This window comes from Acutalibacter caecimuris (assembly GCF_034335085.1).
In the GTDB taxonomy this organism is placed as follows: Bacteria; Bacillota; Clostridia; order Oscillospirales; family Acutalibacteraceae; genus Acutalibacter; species Acutalibacter caecimuris.
The window spans coordinates 1-19539 of record NZ_JAWXXJ010000009.1 but is presented as its reverse complement, the minus strand read 5'-3'; the positions used below and the strand labels follow the sequence as shown (position 1 = coordinate 19539).

The 19539-nt window shown below is 59.4% G+C and carries 11 protein-coding genes and 1 pseudogene; 7 read left to right on the top strand and 5 right to left on the bottom strand.

Annotated features, from left to right (window positions below):
• The first annotated feature begins 177 nt into the window (after nucleotides 1-177).
• From U8U01_RS06645 to U8U01_RS06630, 4 genes are all read left to right on the top strand, one after another.
• The gene (locus tag U8U01_RS06645; protein ID WP_322172751.1) at nucleotides 178-1605 is read left to right on the top strand and encodes a hypothetical protein; all 1428 of its coding nucleotides are present in this window, start codon (nucleotides 178-180) and stop codon (nucleotides 1603-1605) included.
• The gene (locus tag U8U01_RS06640) at nucleotides 1592-1993 is read left to right on the top strand and encodes an EscU/YscU/HrcU family type III secretion system export apparatus switch protein (RefSeq protein ID WP_322172749.1); all 402 of its coding nucleotides are present in this window, start codon (nucleotides 1592-1594) and stop codon (nucleotides 1991-1993) included. The genes U8U01_RS06645 and U8U01_RS06640 overlap by 14 nt, the downstream gene beginning before the upstream one ends.
• A gap of 3 nt (nucleotides 1994-1996) precedes the next feature.
• On the top strand, nucleotides 1997-2614 hold the full coding sequence (locus U8U01_RS06635; RefSeq protein ID WP_322172747.1) for a PilZ domain-containing protein: 618 nt from the start codon (nucleotides 1997-1999) through the stop codon (nucleotides 2612-2614).
• A 310-nt stretch (nucleotides 2615-2924) separates the two neighbouring features.
• On the top strand, nucleotides 2925-8225 hold the full coding sequence (locus U8U01_RS06630) for an S-layer homology domain-containing protein (RefSeq protein WP_322172745.1): 5301 nt from the start codon (nucleotides 2925-2927) through the stop codon (nucleotides 8223-8225).
• 64 nt (nucleotides 8226-8289) lie between these two features.
• Here U8U01_RS06630 and U8U01_RS06625 read toward each other — a convergent pair whose 3' ends face one another.
• The 3 genes from U8U01_RS06625 to rlmB all read right to left on the bottom strand — a co-directional run bounded on the left by U8U01_RS06625 (nucleotide 8290) and on the right by rlmB (nucleotide 15835).
• Nucleotides 8290-10362 carry an elongation factor G gene (locus U8U01_RS06625; RefSeq protein WP_322172744.1) on the bottom strand — a complete coding sequence of 691 codons (2073 nt, stop codon included), beginning with the start codon at nucleotides 10360-10362 and terminating at the stop codon, nucleotides 8290-8292.
• A 1023-nt stretch (nucleotides 10363-11385) separates the two neighbouring features.
• Entirely contained in the window at nucleotides 11386-14976 is a 3591-nt protein-coding gene (locus tag U8U01_RS06620; RefSeq protein ID WP_322172743.1) for a hypothetical protein, read from the bottom strand.
• 100 nt (nucleotides 14977-15076) lie between these two features.
• Nucleotides 15077-15835, bottom strand: a complete 759-nt coding sequence (gene rlmB, locus U8U01_RS06615) for a 23S rRNA (guanosine(2251)-2'-O)-methyltransferase RlmB (protein WP_322172921.1) — start codon at nucleotides 15833-15835, stop codon at nucleotides 15077-15079.
• A 125-nt stretch (nucleotides 15836-15960) separates the two neighbouring features.
• On the opposite strand from rlmB, the gene U8U01_RS06610 reads away from it, so the two are divergent.
• On the top strand, nucleotides 15961-16305 hold the full coding sequence (locus tag U8U01_RS06610; RefSeq protein ID WP_322172741.1) for a hypothetical protein: 345 nt from the start codon (nucleotides 15961-15963) through the stop codon (nucleotides 16303-16305).
• Nucleotides 16306-16352: 47 nt separating this feature from the next.
• On the opposite strand, the gene U8U01_RS06605 is transcribed toward U8U01_RS06610, so the two are convergent.
• Complete coding sequence (locus U8U01_RS06605; protein ID WP_322172739.1) at nucleotides 16353-17360, bottom strand: stage V sporulation protein AD; 1008 nt, start codon at nucleotides 17358-17360, stop codon at nucleotides 16353-16355.
• Here U8U01_RS06605 and U8U01_RS06600 point away from each other — a divergent pair.
• The gene (locus U8U01_RS06600; protein ID WP_322172737.1) at nucleotides 17350-17628 is read left to right on the top strand and encodes a hypothetical protein; all 279 of its coding nucleotides are present in this window, start codon (nucleotides 17350-17352) and stop codon (nucleotides 17626-17628) included. The genes U8U01_RS06605 and U8U01_RS06600 overlap by 11 nt on opposite strands.
• A gap of 58 nt (nucleotides 17629-17686) precedes the next feature.
• Nucleotides 17687-19204, top strand: coding sequence for a S1C family serine protease (locus U8U01_RS06595; protein WP_322172735.1), 1518 nt, complete (start codon nucleotides 17687-17689; stop codon nucleotides 19202-19204).
• Between the two features lie 235 nt (nucleotides 19205-19439).
• Here U8U01_RS06595 and U8U01_RS06590 read toward each other — a convergent pair.
• Nucleotides 19440-19539 (bottom strand): annotated as a pseudogene (locus U8U01_RS06590) (IS5/IS1182 family transposase); the annotation flags it as partial.

Here is a 19539-nt window from a genome sequence, read left to right as displayed (position 1 = left end):
TTTTATCTTTGTTTTTTGCAGGATCCCACCGCCGGCCAGCCGGCCCCACAGATATTTTACAGTTTTTTTGCTGCCGCCCCCTCCGGCGCTTGCGTTGGGCGGCGGTTTCTGGTATGATATAAGGAATGAGATTTTCCCTCCCCTGGATGGGCCGGGGATAACAGGAGCAGAGAGCCTATGCCTGAAATATTGCGACCCACAAACCCGGTGCCTGGCTATGACAACGCCAATGCCCGGAACCAGCCGATCAACCCCCAGGACCCCAACCGCAACATCCAGAATGTGGTTGACCCCAACCGCGTTACCCGCGGTGACCAGCGCAGCGACCAGCAGCAGGCCGGTGACGCCTCGGTTTCCCACCGGGTGCGGTATGAGTCCAACTTCCTTACTTTCTTACAGCGCCTTGCCAATGCCCCCGACACCGCCTCCGCCTTCCTACGGCTTTTGCAGGGGCAGGGGCTACAGGTGTCTTCGGGCATTACCCCCGGCCTTGCGGCAGAGCTGCAGGGCTTTCTGGATATGCTTAACATGGACGAGGCCCAACTGGCAAAGTTTTTACAAAACCAGCTACAAAGCGGCCTGCGCTTTGGCGGGGCCCTGTTCTCCGCCCTGCGGGACGCCTACAACAGTTCCGGCTCCGAGATGTTCCGCACGGAGATTTTGCAGTTCTTGCGCCAGTACAGTGACTGGTCCTCTACCAGCCACCTGCAGTCCCGCATGATGCGCACTTTGCAGGACATGACCCGCTCGCTGCCCTCCCACTGGGCCAACCAGTTAACGGAGATGCTGGGCCGCATGGAGAACAGCGTGGCCGCCGGCGACCGCCAGGGGGGGCTTGATATCCTGCGGGGCCAGGTGTTCCCGCTGATCTCCGACTATGTTCGCCGCACCCATGACCACGGCATGGCCCGCAACCTACTCTCCCTGCTGACGCTGGACATGGTGCGTTATGAGAACGGCGACGAAAAGTCCCTGATACAGGCCTTCCGGCACCTGGGCAACTACAATATCTTCAAAGGGGACCTGAGCAGCCTTTCAGACGGCGACGTGCTGCGCCTGTTGGGGGACACGGAATTTGCCCGGGCCTCCCGCGCGGACAGCTTTGCCGAGCGTTTTGCCCAGTTGGCCCAGCGCTCCCTGCGGGGAGAAGGCGGCACGGCGGCCCAGGAGATCTTCCGCAACCTTTTAAGCTCTATCCTTATAAATGAAAGCGTGTATATGCCCTTGCAGCACTTGCTGTTGCCCTTCCAGTGGGATGACCGGGCCGTGTTTGCCGAGATGTGGGTGGACCCGGACGCCCAGCACAGCGGCGGCCGGGAAGAGCCCGCCCCCCGGCTGCTGATCAAAATGGACATTGAGGGCCTGGGTATGTTCGACCTGCTGATAGACGGCAGCGGGGGGCATACCTCCCTACAGGTAAGCTGCCCCCGGCAGGTGGCGGCTTTCTCCGGCGACATCAGCCGGGACCTTTCCGATATCTTGCAGCGCAACGGCCTCTCCCCCGGAGATATCCGGGTTTCGGCCATGCGCCAGCCCATGAATATATCCGACGCGTTCCCAACGCTGTTCCAGGAGGTGAAAAGCGGTGTCGATGTCAAGGTCTGACCAACAGGGCCGGCCTACCCGCCAGCGGGCGGTGGCCTTGCAGTACGGGGTCAGCGATTCCGCCCCGGTCATTGTGGCCTCAGGCATGGGGCATCTGGCGGAAAAAATCCTGGACGTGGCCCAGGAGAACGGCGTGCCCATTTACGAGGACAACTCCCTTGCCACCATCCTCTCCCAACTGAACCTGGGGCAGGAAATCCCGGAAGAACTATACCGGGCCGTGGTGGAAATCTACGTCTACTTCCTCAACTTTGATTTTGACCGCCAAGGCCAGGGCCGGCGGGGTAGGCGCGCCGAAACAGCCCCTGCCGCCCCGGAAGAACCCCCGGCCCCGCAGGAGCAGCAACCGCCACAGGGCTCCATAACCCAGCCAACTCAGGAGGAATAAGCTATGCTATTTGGAAAAAAGAACAAGCCGAAGAACGTCTGCGTGCTGCTGGACAGCACCACCTCCCGGGTGTTGGCCCGGGGCAATATGGAGGGCCCGCCCGACGGGAGGAACATCCAGATCAACATTTTTGAGGGCAACCCCCTGGACGTGGTCAACGCCGACAACGTGCAGATCATCCCCGCGGACGAGAGCCAGCCCCCCAAACTGGGCCATGTGATCCAGCGCAAGGGCGAGATGCTGGTGATGGAGCCCTTGCGGGAACTGGTGGGCAACGAGATACGGGAGAACCTGCGGATGCCCGTGGACTTTGAAACCTACCTGTACCCCACCGACGGCCGGGAGGGCCGCTGGACTGCCAGGGGCAACGACCTGAGCTGCGGGGGCATCAGCTTTTACACCGACGCGGGCTTTGTACCCGGCGAGGAAATCCAGGTGGTCATCCCCATTACCCGCACTGCCCCCTTGCTGCTGGACTGCCGCATCCTGCGCAGCCGCCCGGAAACAGGCGAAACCTTTTACGCTGCCAAGTTCCTGGAACTGCTCAACGAGCAGGAGAGCATGATCCGGGAGGCTGTATTCAACGTACAGTTGCGCACCATGCAGAAAAACCGCCGCTAACCCTCAAAGGGCGGCCCCGCTATGCTTTCCCCCGCGTGCCCCAGGCTTTTGTCCAGGCGCCCCGGCGCGCCGTGCAAAAGCCGTGGGGGGGCTTAACCTGCCGGGGCCGCAGAAGGCTGCCCAGCCAATTTCTGCCAAATCAGGCGCAAATATTGATTTTTTGTTTAAAATGGAATAAAATCAGATTACTGGAAACCCAGCGGGCTCATGCGCCCGGCAGAAAGGAGGCCGGCACCGATTCCGTTAACGCACAACAACCCGCGGCTACGGCCGCTGCGATAAACCTGACGATTCAGAGAAAGGGACTGACATGAACCGATCTGCAAAGAACCTAAAACGGCTGACCGCCCTGCTTTTGTGCGCTATCCTGGCGCTGGGCGCTCTGCCCTTTGATTTGGACACAAGCCTGCACGCCGCTGCCAGTTGGGCCACACCCTATGTGGAAAAATTGCAAGGCTGGGGGGTTATGCAGGGCTACGGTAACGGCAATATGGGTGAAAACGACACCCTGACCCGGGCCCAGATGGCCGCTATGCTCAACCGGGCCTACGGTTACAACCGCACGGGCCCCATCCCCTTTACCGATGTGCCCCGCAATGCCTGGTACTATGACGACATCGCCGTAGCCTACACCGAGGGCATTATGGCCGGCACCTCGCCTACCACCGCATCCCCCAACGCCCCCGTAACCCGGGAGCAGGCCCTGGTGCTTTTGGCCCGGGCCATGCGGCTGGATCCCACTCCCGGCGAGGTGACGGAGTTTACCGACGGCCACAATTTCTCCTCTTACAGCGCGCCCTATGTGCGCTCGGCAGTGCTGTCGGGCATCATCAGCGGCATGACCGACGGCAGTTTCCAGCCCGGCGGCCGGATCACCCGGGGCCAGGTGGCCCGTATGCTCTCTTCCGGCGTGGGCAACCTTATTAACACCCGGGGCGAAACCAGCCTGGGCGGCGTATTTGGCAATGTGACCATCAACACCAACAACGTCACCCTGCGGGACACGGTGATTGCCGGCGACCTGTATATTACCGGCGGCCTGGGCCTGGGCGATGTGCTGCTGGACAATGTGCGGGTGCTGGGGCGTATCGTTATCGCCGGCGGCGGCGAGAGCGAGGGCGCTAAAGCCAGTATCTTGCTGAACAATGTAACTGCCCAAAAGCTGCAAGTGGACCCTTCCACCGGCCAGTATGTGTCCGTGCGGGCCATTGGCAGTACAGACATCCCCAAAACCGTGGTCAAGTCCCCCTCGTACATACAGGACGACGTGCGGGATAAGTCCAAGGGCCTGCGGGAAATCTCCCTGGAGGGCCCGGAAGGCTCTGCCTTTACTGTGGCGGGCAACCTGAAAAACGTGGTAAACCGCACCCCCGGCTCTACCCTGACCATTGGCGATACAGGGGCGGGCAGCGCCACTTCCGTCACCATTGACGAAACGGCCACCAACTCCAAGCTGGTGCTGGACATCAACGCCTCTGTGGACGAGGTGAATTTGGACACGGCCACCGAGGTCACAGGCAACGGTGACATCGGCACCTTGAACGTGAGCACCAACGGCAGCTCCTGTGACATCCTGCCCGATAAAGTGGTGGTACGCCCCGGCGTTGTCACCCAAATCAAGGATATGACCAACGTGGACTCGGAGATCGCCAAGGAGATCTCCTCTGACCCCCGGCTGCTGCAAGGCTACCCGAAGGTGAAAAACGTGGCCCCCACTACCGCGGACGGCTACTTCTCTGTTAACAAGGCCGGTACCATCTACTGGGCCCTGACCAACGCGGCCACCGGCCCCCTGGAGGATGTGGACGCCGACAGCCTGATCACCCCCTCTGACTACGGCTCCGGGTTCATGCTGTACGGCAACATCAAAGCTGAAACCTCCAAAACCGAGTACTCCGCCCAGCTTACCGGCATGGAAACCGGCGGCACCTACTACCTTTCCGCTGTGCTGCTGGACGCCCACGGCCGTAAGAGCCCGGTGAAGTCCCAGAAGATCTTGACCCCGGACGGCACAGTGCCCGCTTTGACTGCCGGGTTCCCCACCATTGCAGACCGTACCCCCACCCGTAACGACGAAAACGCGGATATGTCCTTCGGGGAGATTGTTGACTTGCAGGCCACGGTCATGGCCAACAAGACCTGCGACCTGTACTATGTGCTGTTGCCCAAGGGCAGCACCCAGCCCCAGACCAGCGAGTTCCTGTCCTCTTCCTTTGTGGACCCCTACGGCTTTGGCCGCATCCACATGATCAAGAACACCATGGACAGCTTTAAGGTGAACGAGGTAGACATGAACCTGGACGGCGTGGTGGACTCCCTGGGTGAAGTGGAAGAGAACACCGAGTATGACCTCTACCTGTGGCTTACCGACGCCGACGGCTCCAAGAGCTCCCGGATCACCAAGACCGTGGTACGTACCAAGGACATCACCCCCCCGGAATTTAACCTGGACGAGATGATCCAGTCAGCCACCCAGGCCACCTCCGTGCGGCTGACCAACTCCGTCAACGAGGCGGGTACTGTCTACTGGGTTGCCGTAAACAACGGCACCCCCTACCCCGTGCCCAAAGACGGTATGTCCTCCACTGACCCGGCCTTCCTGAAGAGCGAGTATGCCAAACTCCAGGTCATTAACGGCCAGAACAGCGATATCAACAAGTTCGGCAAGGTAACGGTGCGGGCCAACACGGACTTTAACATCACCATCTCCGGCCTGACCGCCGAGCGGGCTTACGACGTGTACTATGTGGCTGTGGACGCCGCCGGGAACTGCTCTGACCCGGTGAAAAAGTTTACCGCCCACACCCTTGACTCCAATGCCCCAACGGCCGAGCAGCAGTTTGAGAATGTGCCCGAGGACAGCCCCACCACCCCCTATGCGGACTCCACCATCAACATCGTATTCAACGAGGATATCCGCTATAAGCAGCCCAGCGGTTCCACCGCGGACCCCTACGAGGATCCCAACCTGCTGAACCTTTACACCAACTACGCCCAGGCCAAAAAGGATAACCCGGCCATGAACACCGAAGAGGCTATCAAGGCCCAGCGGCTGTATGTGGAGGCCTTGCGCGATATGTTCGTGCTTAACGATGCCTCTACCCGTCGGCCTGTGGCTGAGCGTACGGACCAGGAAACCGAGTGGACCATCGACTACCGCAATGTGCAGGTGTACAAAGATGGCGCCAAGCTGATCGTCAGCTTTATCAACAACGGCGACACGCCCACCTCCTCCTTGAACCTAGAAAGCGGCGCGGGCTACTACTTTACGCTGAAGAACATTGCCGACGAGTCGGAGCGGCACAACCAGATGAACACCACCCAGATGCCCACCTTTAACACGGTATCGGCCCAGGTGGTGGTAGACGCCGAGTATAAGGGCAAAACCTCCCTGCAAGCTTTTGATAGGGAAGGCAACCCCATTGTTGTAAAGACAGACGACGGCTCCGCCGACACCACAGACATCCCCATTGACATTGCCTTTACGGCGGAGCCCCGCTCTACGATGACCACCGCCGACGGGATATGCTGGGATATGCTCTTCTGGTTCGATACTTCGGTAGAGTTCCGGCTGTTCACCCGGATAAAGGGCAATGTGGACGATCCCTGGACACCTGTGGGCGATAAGGATAAGAGCCTGTCCATTTCCGTGCCGGACAGCGCTACCAGCCTGCGGGGCGTCAGTGTGATCAAGGTGCTGGGCGAAAACGACTTCCAGGACATCAACGGGCAATACGCCGCCGGCGGCACCCACTGCGGCCTTAACGACGCGGACGACACCGTGTATGAATACGCCCTGTACTTTACCCGCATTGGCAACAACACCAACCGTTCCACCTTCAGCCAGCGCATAAACGGGCAGGTGACCTTTGTTAGCGGCGCTGCCAGTTCCCTGGGCAACCTGGCCAATACCCTCTCCACTTCCTCGGCCTTTGACAACGTGGTCAACAACCGGGGCAACATCACCGATATCACCGACCCCAAGGATATACAGTCTGCCAAGCGCATCCTGACCCGCCAGTTCTCTGACGGCCGCGCGCCCCAGCTTTTGAATAAGACGCCTACCTTTACCCCCCACGATAGCAGTGTATCTATGTATTTGCAGTTGGACCGGGCCGGTACCGTGTACTATGTGTTAGCCCCTGTGGAGGACGACGATCCCGGTAACATCACCTCAGTGCTGTCCCCGCGGGACGAATCCAACGCCACTATTGCTAATGCCTATGACTACATTGCCCCAAGCGGCGCTGGTGTACTGGTAGATGGCACTGGAAAGCCTGACCCTGCGCAAGGCTCCCCTAACGGTAAAACCTTAACCACCAGCAACGCAGAAACCGACCCCAACTACAAGTTTAGCTACCCCAACGGGCTGAACATCATGAACCCGGCCGGCACCGACCTAAACAGCCCACTGTTGGTTACTGGCAGTAAAAGCATCGGTGTAGCCACTGAGCCGGTAGAGATCCAGGGCCTAGCCCCCAGCACCACCTACTATGTGTACTTGGTCACCCAGGGTGTATCTGATGTGCTGTCCCCGGTTACAGTTTATAAGTTTACTACCGAGCCGGTCAGTGCCCCCATCATCACCCTGGATCACGGATCTACAGACGTGAGCATTACCAGTGACATGGATGGTACGGTCTACTATATGCTTATTGTGGATAATGAAACCTCAATGGATGGTAGGTTAAAAGATTTATTCTACACTAACAAACTGTATGATCCATCAAAGGAAACCGAGTTGGAAACTCTGCTTGGCTTAAAAAAGGATTCCTATACCGTATTGGATGCTTTATTGGATAACTATGCCCCTGGAGGAGAATCTAAGGGAAGTGTATTTGATTGCTTTGCTAGCGCAGATGAAAAGACAAGAATTTATAGCTATATTTCTTCTACCTCTGCAACAACTGGTAATGAGATTGGGCGTGGCTCCGTTTCCGTTAAAGCTGGTACGCCTGTCCCGATAGATTGTGCTACTGAATGGGGTAAGGATAAACTGCAAATGGGGTTGTCGTACATTTTCCTTACGACCGGCGAAAGTATTTTCAATTCCGGGTATGGATTTAGGGCTACCAAACCTATTCAGTTAGTAGATAGCACACCGCTGAAAATCACTGCTGTTGCCCCTCCCTTCTTGAATTATGCAAATGACACAATAACCGGTCAATTCTCGTTAGAATTTGATGATAACCTATACGCCCGCCGCACTGAGAATGATCGGAATATCCGTATTCCTCTGGATACAGGGCCCGTAACTCACGGTACAGTACGGCCATCTGGTTCTACTGGTGCTGGTTATCTGAGTGTTGCAGATTTTGTGAGTTTTAATGGTGGCGCTTTTGGTGATGACCTAAAAAACACAAGTGGTTCTGCAACTATCGCAAATGTAAGGGTTTCCCCCAGCGGTATTGGACAATCAACCCAGACTATCGCCATCAACCTAAACCGCGCGCCTGCTACAACCTATATTACCATTCGTTCTACCCTATGTGACCAATACTTGAATCCACAAACCGTCAACTTGGTAATTACCTTTGACATCGATCAAACCACCGGCCGTGCTAAACCTGTCATAACCACACCTGAATGGGACGGACGGACAAACCGCTAAAAATCTAAGACCTAACAAACCCCCCGGACAATCACTGTCCGGGGGGTTTTATGCTATTTAAGCTTTAATCCTCGCCGTTCTCCGCTTTAGCCTGCTCTATCACCTTTTGCGCCACATTGGCCGGGGCCTCCTCGTAGCGCTCGAACTCAAAGGTAAAGCTGCCACGCCCCTGGGTGCACTGCCGCACAAAGGTAGAGAAGTCGTGCATCTCTGCCATAGGCGCTTCCGCGTCCACAATCTGGCGGCCCGCACCGGCGGATTCCATACCCAAAACCCGGCCCCGGCGCTTATTTACCTCGCCCATAATATCGCCCATGTTACCGTCCGGCACCGTAGCCCGCAGGTGGCCAATGGGCTCCAGCAGAACCGGCCCAGCCTTGGGCATACCGGCCTTATAGGCCAAGCTGGCAGCGGTCTTAAAGGCCATTTCAGAGGAGTCGACCGGGTGGTAAGAGCCGTCATACAGCACCGCAGAGAGGCCTACCACCGGGTACCCGGCCAGGGGGCCCTTTAGGATGCACTCGCGTAAACCCTTTTCCACTGCCGGGTAAAAGCCCTTGGGCACCGAGCCGCCTACAACCCGCTCGCCAAACTCCAGCCCCTCGCTGTCACAGGGGGAGAACTCGATCCAAACATCGCCGAACTGGCCATGGCCGCCGGTCTGTTTCTTATGCCGGCCCTGCACCTGCACGGTTTTGCGGATGGTTTCCCGGTAGGGCACTTTGGGATCCTTCAGGGTCACTTCTACCCCAAACTTTGTCTTTAGCTTGGTTACGGCCACATCCAGGTGCTGCTCGCCCAAACCGCTAACGATCAACTCGTGGGTTTCATTGTTGGTGGAGAAATGTAGGGTAGGATCCTCCTCCGAGAGGCGCATCATACCCTGGGCCACCTTATCCTCCTCACCCTTTTTCTTAGGCACAATGGCCATAGACAGGGCTGCGCCGGGGTAATCTACCCCGTCCAGGGTGACTTTCCGGGTGGGGGCGCACAAGGTATCGCCGGTGTTGGTGGAGGAAAGTTTCGGCACCGCACCAATGTCCCCCGCGCCGATAAACTTCACGTCCTCCTGCTTTTTGCCGGTAAGCATTACGGTTTTACCCACACGTTCAGCCGCACCAGTGCGCATATTGATCAGTTGGGATTCCGTAGAGATTTTGCCCGCAATTACTTTAATATAAGAGAGCTTTCCGATGAAGGGGTCGGCTACCGTTTTAAATACAATGGCCGCTGCCGCGCCGTCGCTGCTTACGCTGATCTCCACCGGGTTGCCGTCCGGGTCCACGCCGATCTCCCCGGCATGGTCCGCGGCGGAGGGGGCCAGCCAGGTCAGGCCGTCCAGGAACTGCTCCATACCGCGCATCAGCATGGCATCACCACAAAATACAGGGGTAATGGTACCGGCCTTTACACCCTTGCTGACACCTACAATGATCTCTTCGGGGGTAAACTCCTCGCCGGCGAAGTATTTGTCAAAGAGGGCGTCGTCGGTTTCGGCCACGGCCTCGCAAATAGCGGTGCGCAGGCCCTCCAGCCGGTCGCCCATATCCGGGATGGGCACGGCCACGGGCTTTCCGCCGGAGTAATCGTAGGCACGGTATTCCAGCAGGTTGACATAAATATTGGCTTCGCTCCCCTCGATAAAGGGCACCACCACCGGGCAGACTGAGGGGCCAAATTGGGCCTTCAAATCCTCAAAAACCCGGTAAAAACGGGCGCTTTCATCGCACAGGCCATTGACAAAGAAAATCTTGGACAAACCCCGCTTTTCCGCGGCAGCTACGGCCTTTTCTGTGCCCACAGAGGGGCCGTCTTTGCCGGAAACCACTACCAGCGCCGTATCAGCGGCCCGCATGGCCTCACACATACCGCCCTCAAAGTCAAAGAAACCGGGAGCATCCAACAGATTGATCTTTTTCCCCTTCCACTCCAGGGGGGCTACGGCCGCGGCAATGGAGGCCTTGCGGCGGATTTCCTCAGGGTCATAGTCGCAGACGGTGTTGCCGTCGCCTACCTTACCACGGCGGTCGGAGGCGCCTGCCAGGTAGAGCATCGCCTCACTGAGGGTGGTTTTGCCTGCCCCACCGTGGCCGGCTACCGCCAGGTTTATTATGTTCTTCTCTGGGTATTGGTTCATCGTTTTTTGCCCCTTTCACCATAACTTGGGCGGATTGTACAACACCCAGCGTTATGTATTATATATTATGCATAAGTTTTGCCACTCGGCATACCCTAATTATAAACCATCTGTCCGAAAAATTCAACAACTATTTTCGTGATGGGGTGCTCTTTTTGGGGCGCCCCCACTTGCGGACCTTGGGGGCCCTGCCCCCAAACCCCCGCCACCTTTGTAAAGGTGGACGAAACTTTTATGCTTTTTAACACCATTGCCTATTTTAACGCTTTAATTTATTGTGATTCTATGCATTTACTACTGTTTTTTCTTGTTTTCTTTTTGGAGAACTAATTTTTGTATGCGTATATTTTACAATAAATTTATGTGATTTTTTCTTATATTTGACGGTTTTTACAAAGAGAGGGAAATGGAAAGGGCGTTTGCATTGGCTATTTTGTGGGATATGAACGAAATGCAGGGAAATTGTTTGTTTTTTGACAGAGTTGACTATCTATGGGGTGGGACAAGAATAAATAAATATAGATTATGCACTGTTTTTTCTTTTTCTCATTTTTGAGGACTAATTTTTATATAGGAAAAAGGGACAAAGCCTGCTTATATTTCCGGCAAGGAGAGGGCGGTTTATACAAAAGAAGGCGTGGGGGGCAAAAAGTTTAGGGCCGCCCTTTTCAAAGGGCGGTGGGTCCAGGGCAAAGCCCTGGGAAGTTTCCCGTAAGCTATAATTTTTACGAACAAATTTTTGCATAGAGAAAAGCAACAAAAACAAAAAAGCTCAGCGGCAAGGATAGGATGTTTTATACAAAAGAAGGCGTGGAAAACCGGAAGTTTAGGGCCGCCCTTTTTAAAGGGCGGTGGGTCCAGGGCAAAGCCCTGGGAAGTTTCCGGGGGGTTTTTTGCAAAAAACCGTAAAAAAAGCCAGGAACAGGGGGATTTCTCTGCCTGTTCCTGGCGGGGTATTGGTGGGTTCTTAAGGGGTTCTTAGGGGGGTATTGGGGGGATAGTAAGGGGGTATCCGGGGGATATTTACCGGCGGAAACGGGGCAGGATGAGGATGATGCCGGTCCAGATCAACTGGAAAAGGAAAAGGATTAGGACGGACAACTGCCGGAGCTCGCCGAAACAGGCCAGGAAGGCCACCAGCACAAAGCCCAGAATAACCGCCGCGGTTTGGATGGCCACCAGCATACCGGCGGTGCGTTTCTGCTCCACACAGGCGGCGATGAGGCTCATCAGGGACTCCATGCGGCCCTTGGTGGCGGCTACCGCGTCTACCCGTGGCTGGGGCTCCTGCATCAGCCGGTGGGCGGCCTCCCCCAACTGGGCATCCAGGATGCCCACGCTGGCGGAATCGACCCCGAAGAGCCGGGAAACCTGGGCGACGGTCACGTTGGGGTCTGTGGTGCGCACCAGCACGCTGATGCCGCTGTCCTCCAGGCGCTGGAGCTCGTTCTTTTTACGGCGCTCGGCGGCGTAGGTGAGCACCAGCAGGGCCACCACCTCCGCATCGATGGCAATATAGATGATATTTTTGCTGCCGGGGGCGTACTGGGTTTCCTCCTCCCGGCTGGGGGCCTCCAGGCGGTGGTTGAGCAGCAGGGTGCGGTTGCCGATGTACACGGTTTTGCCGTCTACCCGGCCGACCACCCCGGCGCCGGACTCGTAGCCCACTTTTTCCACCTGGGGGAGCATCCCCTCGTTTTCACTGATGACCTGGTCGAACACCCCGGTGAGGGGGCCGCCTACCTGGTGCATCAGGGCGGAGGCGGCCATGATGGCGTCCTCCATCATCACCCGGCTGCCAAATGCCTTGATGCCGTCCAGGGTGACGGTGCCGGTGGGGAACAGCTCGCCCGCATCGGCAATGACGGCGTTTACATCGCCAAAAGCCTCCACGGCCTCATAGCCCACCACCATGCCCCCGGCCCGACGGACGGTTTTACACATATTGCTGACGGGCAGGTTGACGCTGAGCATATTGCCCGCCGCTACGCAGGCGCAGCAGGCGGCGGAAAAGGCCCCGATGGCCGCGGGCACGTCTTTGGTGATGAGCAGCGTGGCCACGCACAGCAGCAGGGAGGCGATGAGCCCCAGGGGGGCCACGGTTTGGGAGGCGGCCTCGGAGGGGTCCGGGGCGTAGGAGAGCTCCAGGAACCGCTTGAGGAAGCCGGCCTTGCACTGGTAGGCGATGAGGGGCTTTTCGGCCACGCAGTCTTTGGTCATTTTCAGGGAGGTGTTGTAGTCATCGAACACCCGGACGCCGCATTTTTCCTCGCGGGAGGTGACGAACCGGAAATTGCTGTGGATACGGCGCACCATGGTCAGCTTGCCAAGCAGGTTGGCCAGCAGCAGGGCCGCCACCACCGGGGCGTACAGGTGCAGGCCCCCCTCCACCAACTGGTCCCGGAAGAACAGGGAACTGACGGTTTGCACCAGCCCGGCCAGGGCTGCCACGGCCACGCCGCTATCGGCAGTGGCTTTGGCGGCGAACAGGCCCTTGAGGCCATTGGCCACGGTTTTCCAGCACATACCCACGGACACCACCAGGAACACCAGGGTCAGGATTACATAGGCCAGGGGCCAGGTGCCGGAACCCTCGCCGGGGGCGAACTGGCTGCGGCAGATCACGCTGACCAGGGCCAGCAGCACCGTGCACACCCCGGTGGTCATGATGCGCAGGGACAGGCTGCTCATCTCGCCCCGGAGTTCGTGGGCGATGGAGCGGGCGTCCTCCTCGCCGGTGTAGTCCTCGATGGACTCGGCGGTATCGGACACCGGGGGGGCCGGGGGCAGGAGGTCTTCTGGCTTTTTGCGCACCCGGCGGCGGGGGGCCTGGCGGCTCCCGGCGGCGTCACGGGCCTGCTGGAGGGATTCTTCCTCGGACAGCAGGGCGCTTTGGAGGGCATCGGCCTGGATGATGTGGGTGGGGATATTGCGGGAACGGTACTGGAACACGTCCTCTACGTAGGGGACTTCCTGCACCGGCCGGGGGGGCGGGGCCTGGGGCGGCTGGGACCGGGGTGGGGCCTGGCCCTCTTGGAGCTGCCGGCGGGGGATCTCCCGCGTGGGCTCTGCCGCTTGGGGGGGCTGGGCCTGCCGGGCCGGCGGCTGCCCGTACACCCGTACCGGAGGCTGGGGGGTTTTGCCGGGGGAGGCGGGGTCCACGGTATAGGTGGCGGTGCCTTCCCGGTAGCGGCCCTGGGGGGCCGGGGCGGGCGGTGGGGCCGAGGGGTAGGGGGCGGGAGGGGCCTCTGTGTAGACAGAGGGAGTTTCTGCCTCTGTGTAGAGGGCGGGGGGCTCAGCCTCACTGTAGGTGGGAGGCTCGGCCTCGGTGTAGGCGGGCTCGGTGTAGGTTGCCTCGGAGGGTTGGGCCTGCTGCGGGTAGGCGGGAGAGCCGGCCTCAGTATAAGTGGCAGGGGCCTCGGTGTAGGGGGGCTCAGGGGCCTCGGTGTAGGGGGGGGCTGCCTCTGTGTAGAGGGCGGGGGGCTCGGCCTCACTGTAGGTGGGAGGCTCGGCCTCGGTGTAGGCGGGAGGCTCGGAGTAGGTGGCCTCGGAGGGGTGGGCCTGCTGCGGGTAGGCGGGAGAGCCGGCCTCAGTATAAGGGGCGGATGCCTCAGTATAGGCGGCGGGGGTCTCGGTGTAGGGGGGGTCTGCCTCTGTGTAGAGGGCGGGAGGTTCGGCCTCACTGTAGGTGGGAGGCTCGGCCTCGGTATAGGTGGCGGAAGGCCCGGCACCGGCTGGCTGGTGGGGCACGGAGGCCAGGATGCGGTCCACGGCTTCGTCGCTGACCGGCTGGGCGTCGCGGATCTTTTGCAGCTCAATGGTGCTGTTGAGCACGTTCAGCTTGAGCTCCATGGTTTCCGAGTTCTCCAGCATGGCCCGTTGCAGGTCGGACAGGCCCTGGGCCCCTGGGCCCTCTGGGGCCAGGCCGTGCTGCTGGGCGTAGGGGTCGGCGGCAAAGGGCGTGACCGGCATGGGTGCCACCACGCCGAACTCGTCGGCCACCTGCTCTTCGTTTAGCCCAGCGCTCTGCACCGCCTCGGCCACCCGGCGGCGGCGCTCTTTTTGCAGGCGCTGGAAGTTCTCCTCCACCTCATCGTCAATGGCCTGGGAGTCGTCGAACAGGGCCTTGTAGCCCTCCTCCCCCAAAGGCGGGGCGTCGCCGTCCAGGCGGTATTCGTCAATGGGCTTGAGCTGGATGCCGTAGTAGGTGTCGCCTTCGCTTTCGTCGAAGTCCGGCACCTTTTTCCGCCAGCCAAACAGGCCCTTGCGCTTTTTCTTTTTCTTCTTGGAAGAGGGGGCGGGCTCCGGTTCGGGCTCCGGCTCCTCTAGTTGCGGCGGGGGCGGGGGCACCGGCCCCGATTCCGGCTCTGCTACAGGGCCTGAAACGGGCCCCACGTCGGGGGCTTCGGCGGGCCCGGCAGTGGGCGCGGGGGCCTCTTCCGGCTCATAGGGGGGCGGGGGCGGGGCCGGTGTTTCCCCGGCCCAGGGCCCGGTTTCCGGCTGCTCCGGGAGCGGTTCCTCCACGTACTCCGCGCCCGGAGGGAGGGTGCGCTCCTTCTCCCGCACCTGCCGCTGCTCCTCCAGTATATCTTCCAGCGTGAAATCCTCTTTCATGGGGTTCGCTCCTTGTTTCGTGTTTAGTGGGCAAAATTTTCCTGCCCTTATTTTTATGACCGCCGGTGGGCCCAGGCATGGACGCGCATGGGGGCGGTTTTTACGTAGGATTATGTTGGGGGGCGGGCATCCGCTGGCGGAGGGCTTCGTAGCACAGGACGCCCGCGGCTACCGAGGCGTTGAGGGAGTTGACCTGGCCCCTTACCGGCAGGGATACCACAAAGTCTGCCTTTTCTTTGATGAGGCGGCCTACCCCCCGGCCCTCGGAGCCGATGACCAGCGCTGTGGGGCCGGTGAAATCTGCCTGGCACCAGTCTGTGCCGTCCATGTCGGCGGCGAAGATCCAGAGGCCCTGGGCCTTCAGGTCATCCAGCGCTGCGGCCAGGTTCTGTACCCGGGCGACGGGGACGTACTCCAGCGCCCCGGCGGACGCCTTGCTGACCGCGTAGGTGAGCCCCACGCTCCGCCGCTTGGGGATAATGACCCCGTGGGCCCCGGCACACTCGGCGCAACGTACGACGGCACCCAGGTTGTGGGGGTCCTCCAGGCCGTCACACACCAGCAGGAGCGGGGGCTCGCCCCGGCTTTCGGCCAGGGCCAGCATCTCTGCCACCGTGGCGTAGGCTTTGGCCGCGGCCTGGGCTATAATGCCCTGGTGGTTGGCCCCGGGGCACAGATGGTCCAGCTTGCGGGGGTCTACCTCTTTGATGGGGATGCCCCGCTGGTGGGCTTTGGCCAGCAGCATGGGCACCTGCCCCGTGCGCTGGCCTTTGGCTACAAAAATGCTGTCGATGGGCCGGCCGGCACGAAGAGCCTCGGCTACCGGGTTGCGGCCAGGGATCAGATCAGCAGTTGGCATACTCGCTTTGTTCACGGCAAATTCTCCTTTTTCAGGGAATAGGGGGCTTCTGCCGCCGGCGGCGGAGCGTTGGCATAGCCAACGCTTGGGCTTCTGCCCCTAAGAACCCCACCACCTTTGAAAAGGTGGACGAAACTTTTATGCTTTGCTTTTTTATGTGTGCTTGGATATGCTTTGGCTTTCTTCTTTATTTTTATGTTTATTATTTTATTTTCTATGTAGGTGCGGGGCGGGGGGATGTCGAAAAAAAGAAAAAAGTAAGGAAGGCGGAAAACGTGGGGCGAGGGGGACCGGCAAAAGAAGGGATAAAAGGTAGGGCAACGCAAAAGTTTTTGAGGATTCTCAAGGAACTTTTTTCAAAAAGTTCCTTGAGCCGCCGGAGGCGGCCTTCGCCGGGGCCTGAGCCGGAGCCAGGGACAAGCTTTATGGGTACTCTTAAAAGAGATTATAGCACTTTTGGGGGAGAATAGCAAGGAAAAAAGGCGGGCCGGGGGTGCGGCTCGCCTTTTTTGGGGGATTAGTGGGGGGCGCTGAGGTGCACCACGTGGCACACGCCGGGGATGGCCGCCCCCTGCTGCTGGCTGGTGGTGGACATGAGCGCGCCGGTGGCGCAGAAGAGGATATCGCCCAGCTCGCCGCGCTCCATTTTGCCCAGCAGGTGGCCGCAGAGCACGCTGGCCGAGCAGCCGCAGCCGGAACCCCCGGCGTGGACGTCCTGCTGCTGGCGGCTGTAGAGCATGAGGCCGCAATCGTTGTGCACGGGGCTGAGGTCGATCCCCTCGTCCCGGAGCATATCCAGCAACAGGCGGCTGCCTACCTGGCCCAGGTCGCCGGTGAAGATACCGTCATAATCTTGGGGGGTGGTGGCGGTATCCTGCAAAAACTGGCTGATGCTGGCCGCAGCGGCGGGGGCCATTGCCGCGCCCATGTTGGCGGGGTCTTTGACGCCCAGGTCTACCACCCGGCCTGCCAGGCCCCGGCGCACCTTGACCCGGCCCCCCTGGCCCAGGATGGCGCAGCCCGCGGCGGTGGCCGTCCACTGGGCGGTGGGGGTGCGCTGGGCGCCGTACTCCAGAGGGGTGCGGAACTGGCGCTCTGCCGAGCAGAAATGGGAACTGGTGACAGCCGCCGCCCGGTTTGCGGCGCCGCAATCTACCGCCATAGCGGCCATAAGCAGGGTTTGGGCCATGGTGGAGCAGGCACCGTACTGCCCCAGATAGGGGATGCCGAACTGGATGAGCCCAAAGGTAGAGGAGATGCACTGGTTGAGCAGGTCCCCGGCGAATACCAGGTCGATATCCTGGGCCTTGCACCCGGCTACGGCCATGGCCACCCCCAAAGCCTCGTGCTGAAGCTGGGCCTCGGCTTTCTCCCAACTGTCCTCCCCCAGGCGGGTGTCGTCAAATGTCTGGTGCAACTGGGAACCCAGTGGGCCTTCGGCCTCTTTCCGGCCGCCTATGGCCCCGTGGCCCAGCACCCCCGGCGGCGTTGCAAATTCCATTGTCTGTTTGCCTATGCGTTTCATCGGCTTGCTCCCTTCTGTTTTACGGTTAGCCTACCCGGATTTGGGGGGAAAATTCCTGTTGGGCGGGCTGGGGTCAGGCTGGGGCGGCGCGGAAAAGTTTCAGATCAGGAAGAAATTTTCAGAAATTTTTGGTTCATTCGCTTTGGGCATTGACAAAATGCAACATAACCTTTATAATAAGCGAAACAGCGGGTGGCAGAAACGTGCACAGGGTTTTCAGGCAGGTTTTGCCCGCTTTTCACACAGATTTCACATTGGGGCGGCATAATATAGCCATGACAAGGGAACACCAAGCGGTGTATCAACGGAAAGGAGCGGCTATATTTATGAACCCTTATGAAAACAAAACCGATAGACCAGACGGGCAGCCCCAGGCACCCGGATACGGAACCGGGGATAACCCTTACACCAGCCAAACCGGCTACGGCCAGTACCATAACCCGGCGGCAGGGCAGTATATGCAGCAGCCGGGCCAGGCCAATCAACCGGACCAGCAGACCCAACAGGCCCAGCCGGTACAGACGGCGCAAAATGTGCAAGCGGTACAATCGGTGCAGCCCAGCAGCTATAGCTGGGGACCCCAGCCCGGCAACGGGTATTATGCCCAGCCCGGCCAGCCTATGCAGCCGGTACAGCCCAAACCCAAAAAGAAGGGGAAGGCAGGTAAGGTTTTTGCCAAAATTCTGGCGGCCGTGCTGGCCTGCGGGATGATCTCCCTGGGCTCGGTGGGGATATTTGCCGCCATGATCGAGAACGGGGTTGTGCACGTGCAGGCCCCGGAAAACGCCAGGGAAACCGCCGCCTTTACCCTGTACCAGAAGGCGGACAGCGGCCAGGACGCCTCCCCCACTGTGACCCGGCCGGGAGGCACGACCCAGGAGATTGCCCAGAAGGTGATCCCTTCGGTGGTGTGCGTACAGAATTATCAGGTGCGCCAGCAGGGGATGTTCGGCCTGGGTGGGTATTACACCCAGGGCAGCCAGGAGGACGGGGAACTTGCCCCGGCCGGGGAGGGCTCGGGCATTATCATCTCGGCGGACGGGTATATTGTGACCAACCAGCACGTGATTGACGGGGCCACCAATATTTCGGTGGTGACCTCGGAGGGCGTGACCTATGAGGCGGAACTGGTGGGCGAGGACACCCAGACGGACTTGGCTGTGCTGAAGATCAACACCGACGACCAACTGACCGCCGCTGACTTTGGGGATTCGGACGGCTTGCAGGTGACGGATATGGTGATGGCCGTTGGCAACCCCGGCGGCTTGCAGTTTAACTCCAGCGTGACCATTGGGTATATTTCTGCCCTGAACCGGCCTGTTACCAACGGCGAAACCGGCTTTATGGTCAACTGCATCCAGACGGATGCGGCCATTAACCCCGGCAACTCCGGCGGCGCGCTGGTGAATGAGGACGGCTTGGTGGTGGGGATCAACTCTTCCAAGATCGCGGCTACAGAGTATGAAGGCATGGGGTTTGCCATCCCCTCGAAGGTGGTACAGCCCATTGTGTCTGATTTGATAGAGTATGGCTATGTGAAGGACCGGGCTATGCTGGGCATTACCGGCAGCTACCTGGACCGCATGAACTTTTACGGGCTGCCCCAGGGGTTCTTTGTGGGGGCCGTGGTGACGGACAACGCCAAAGCCTCTGGTTTGCAGATGTATGATGTGATTACGGCGGTGGACGATACCCAGGTTACTTCGGCGGGCACCATTGCGGCGTATATTGCCGGCAAAAAACCCGGCGATACCGTGACCCTGACGGTGGACCGGCCTTTGACCGGCGAGGCTGGGGTGAAGTTGCAACTGGTCCTCTCAGAGAACAGCGGGACTTCGGAATAACGGCGGCGTGTGCCTTTGCCCAACTCAATTTGCGTACAAGTTTTTCTTTTTCATAATCTCCTTTTTAGCGCGAAAACCCCGGAGCATTTGCTCCGGGGTTTTCGCTTTTACGGGGGACTTTAGGTTTGCGGCCGTGGGGCTCTGCCCCACACCCCGCTAAGGCCACCTCCCAAGGTCGCCTCCGGCGGCTTAGGGAACTTTTTGAAAAAAGTTCCCTAGATAGTGTCTACACGAATTAAGTACGGATAGCAGCCCAAATGGCGATACAACGGACGTGTACCGCGGCGATAAAAGCATCCGAGGTTTTGGCATAACGAGTGGCAATACCTCTCCAA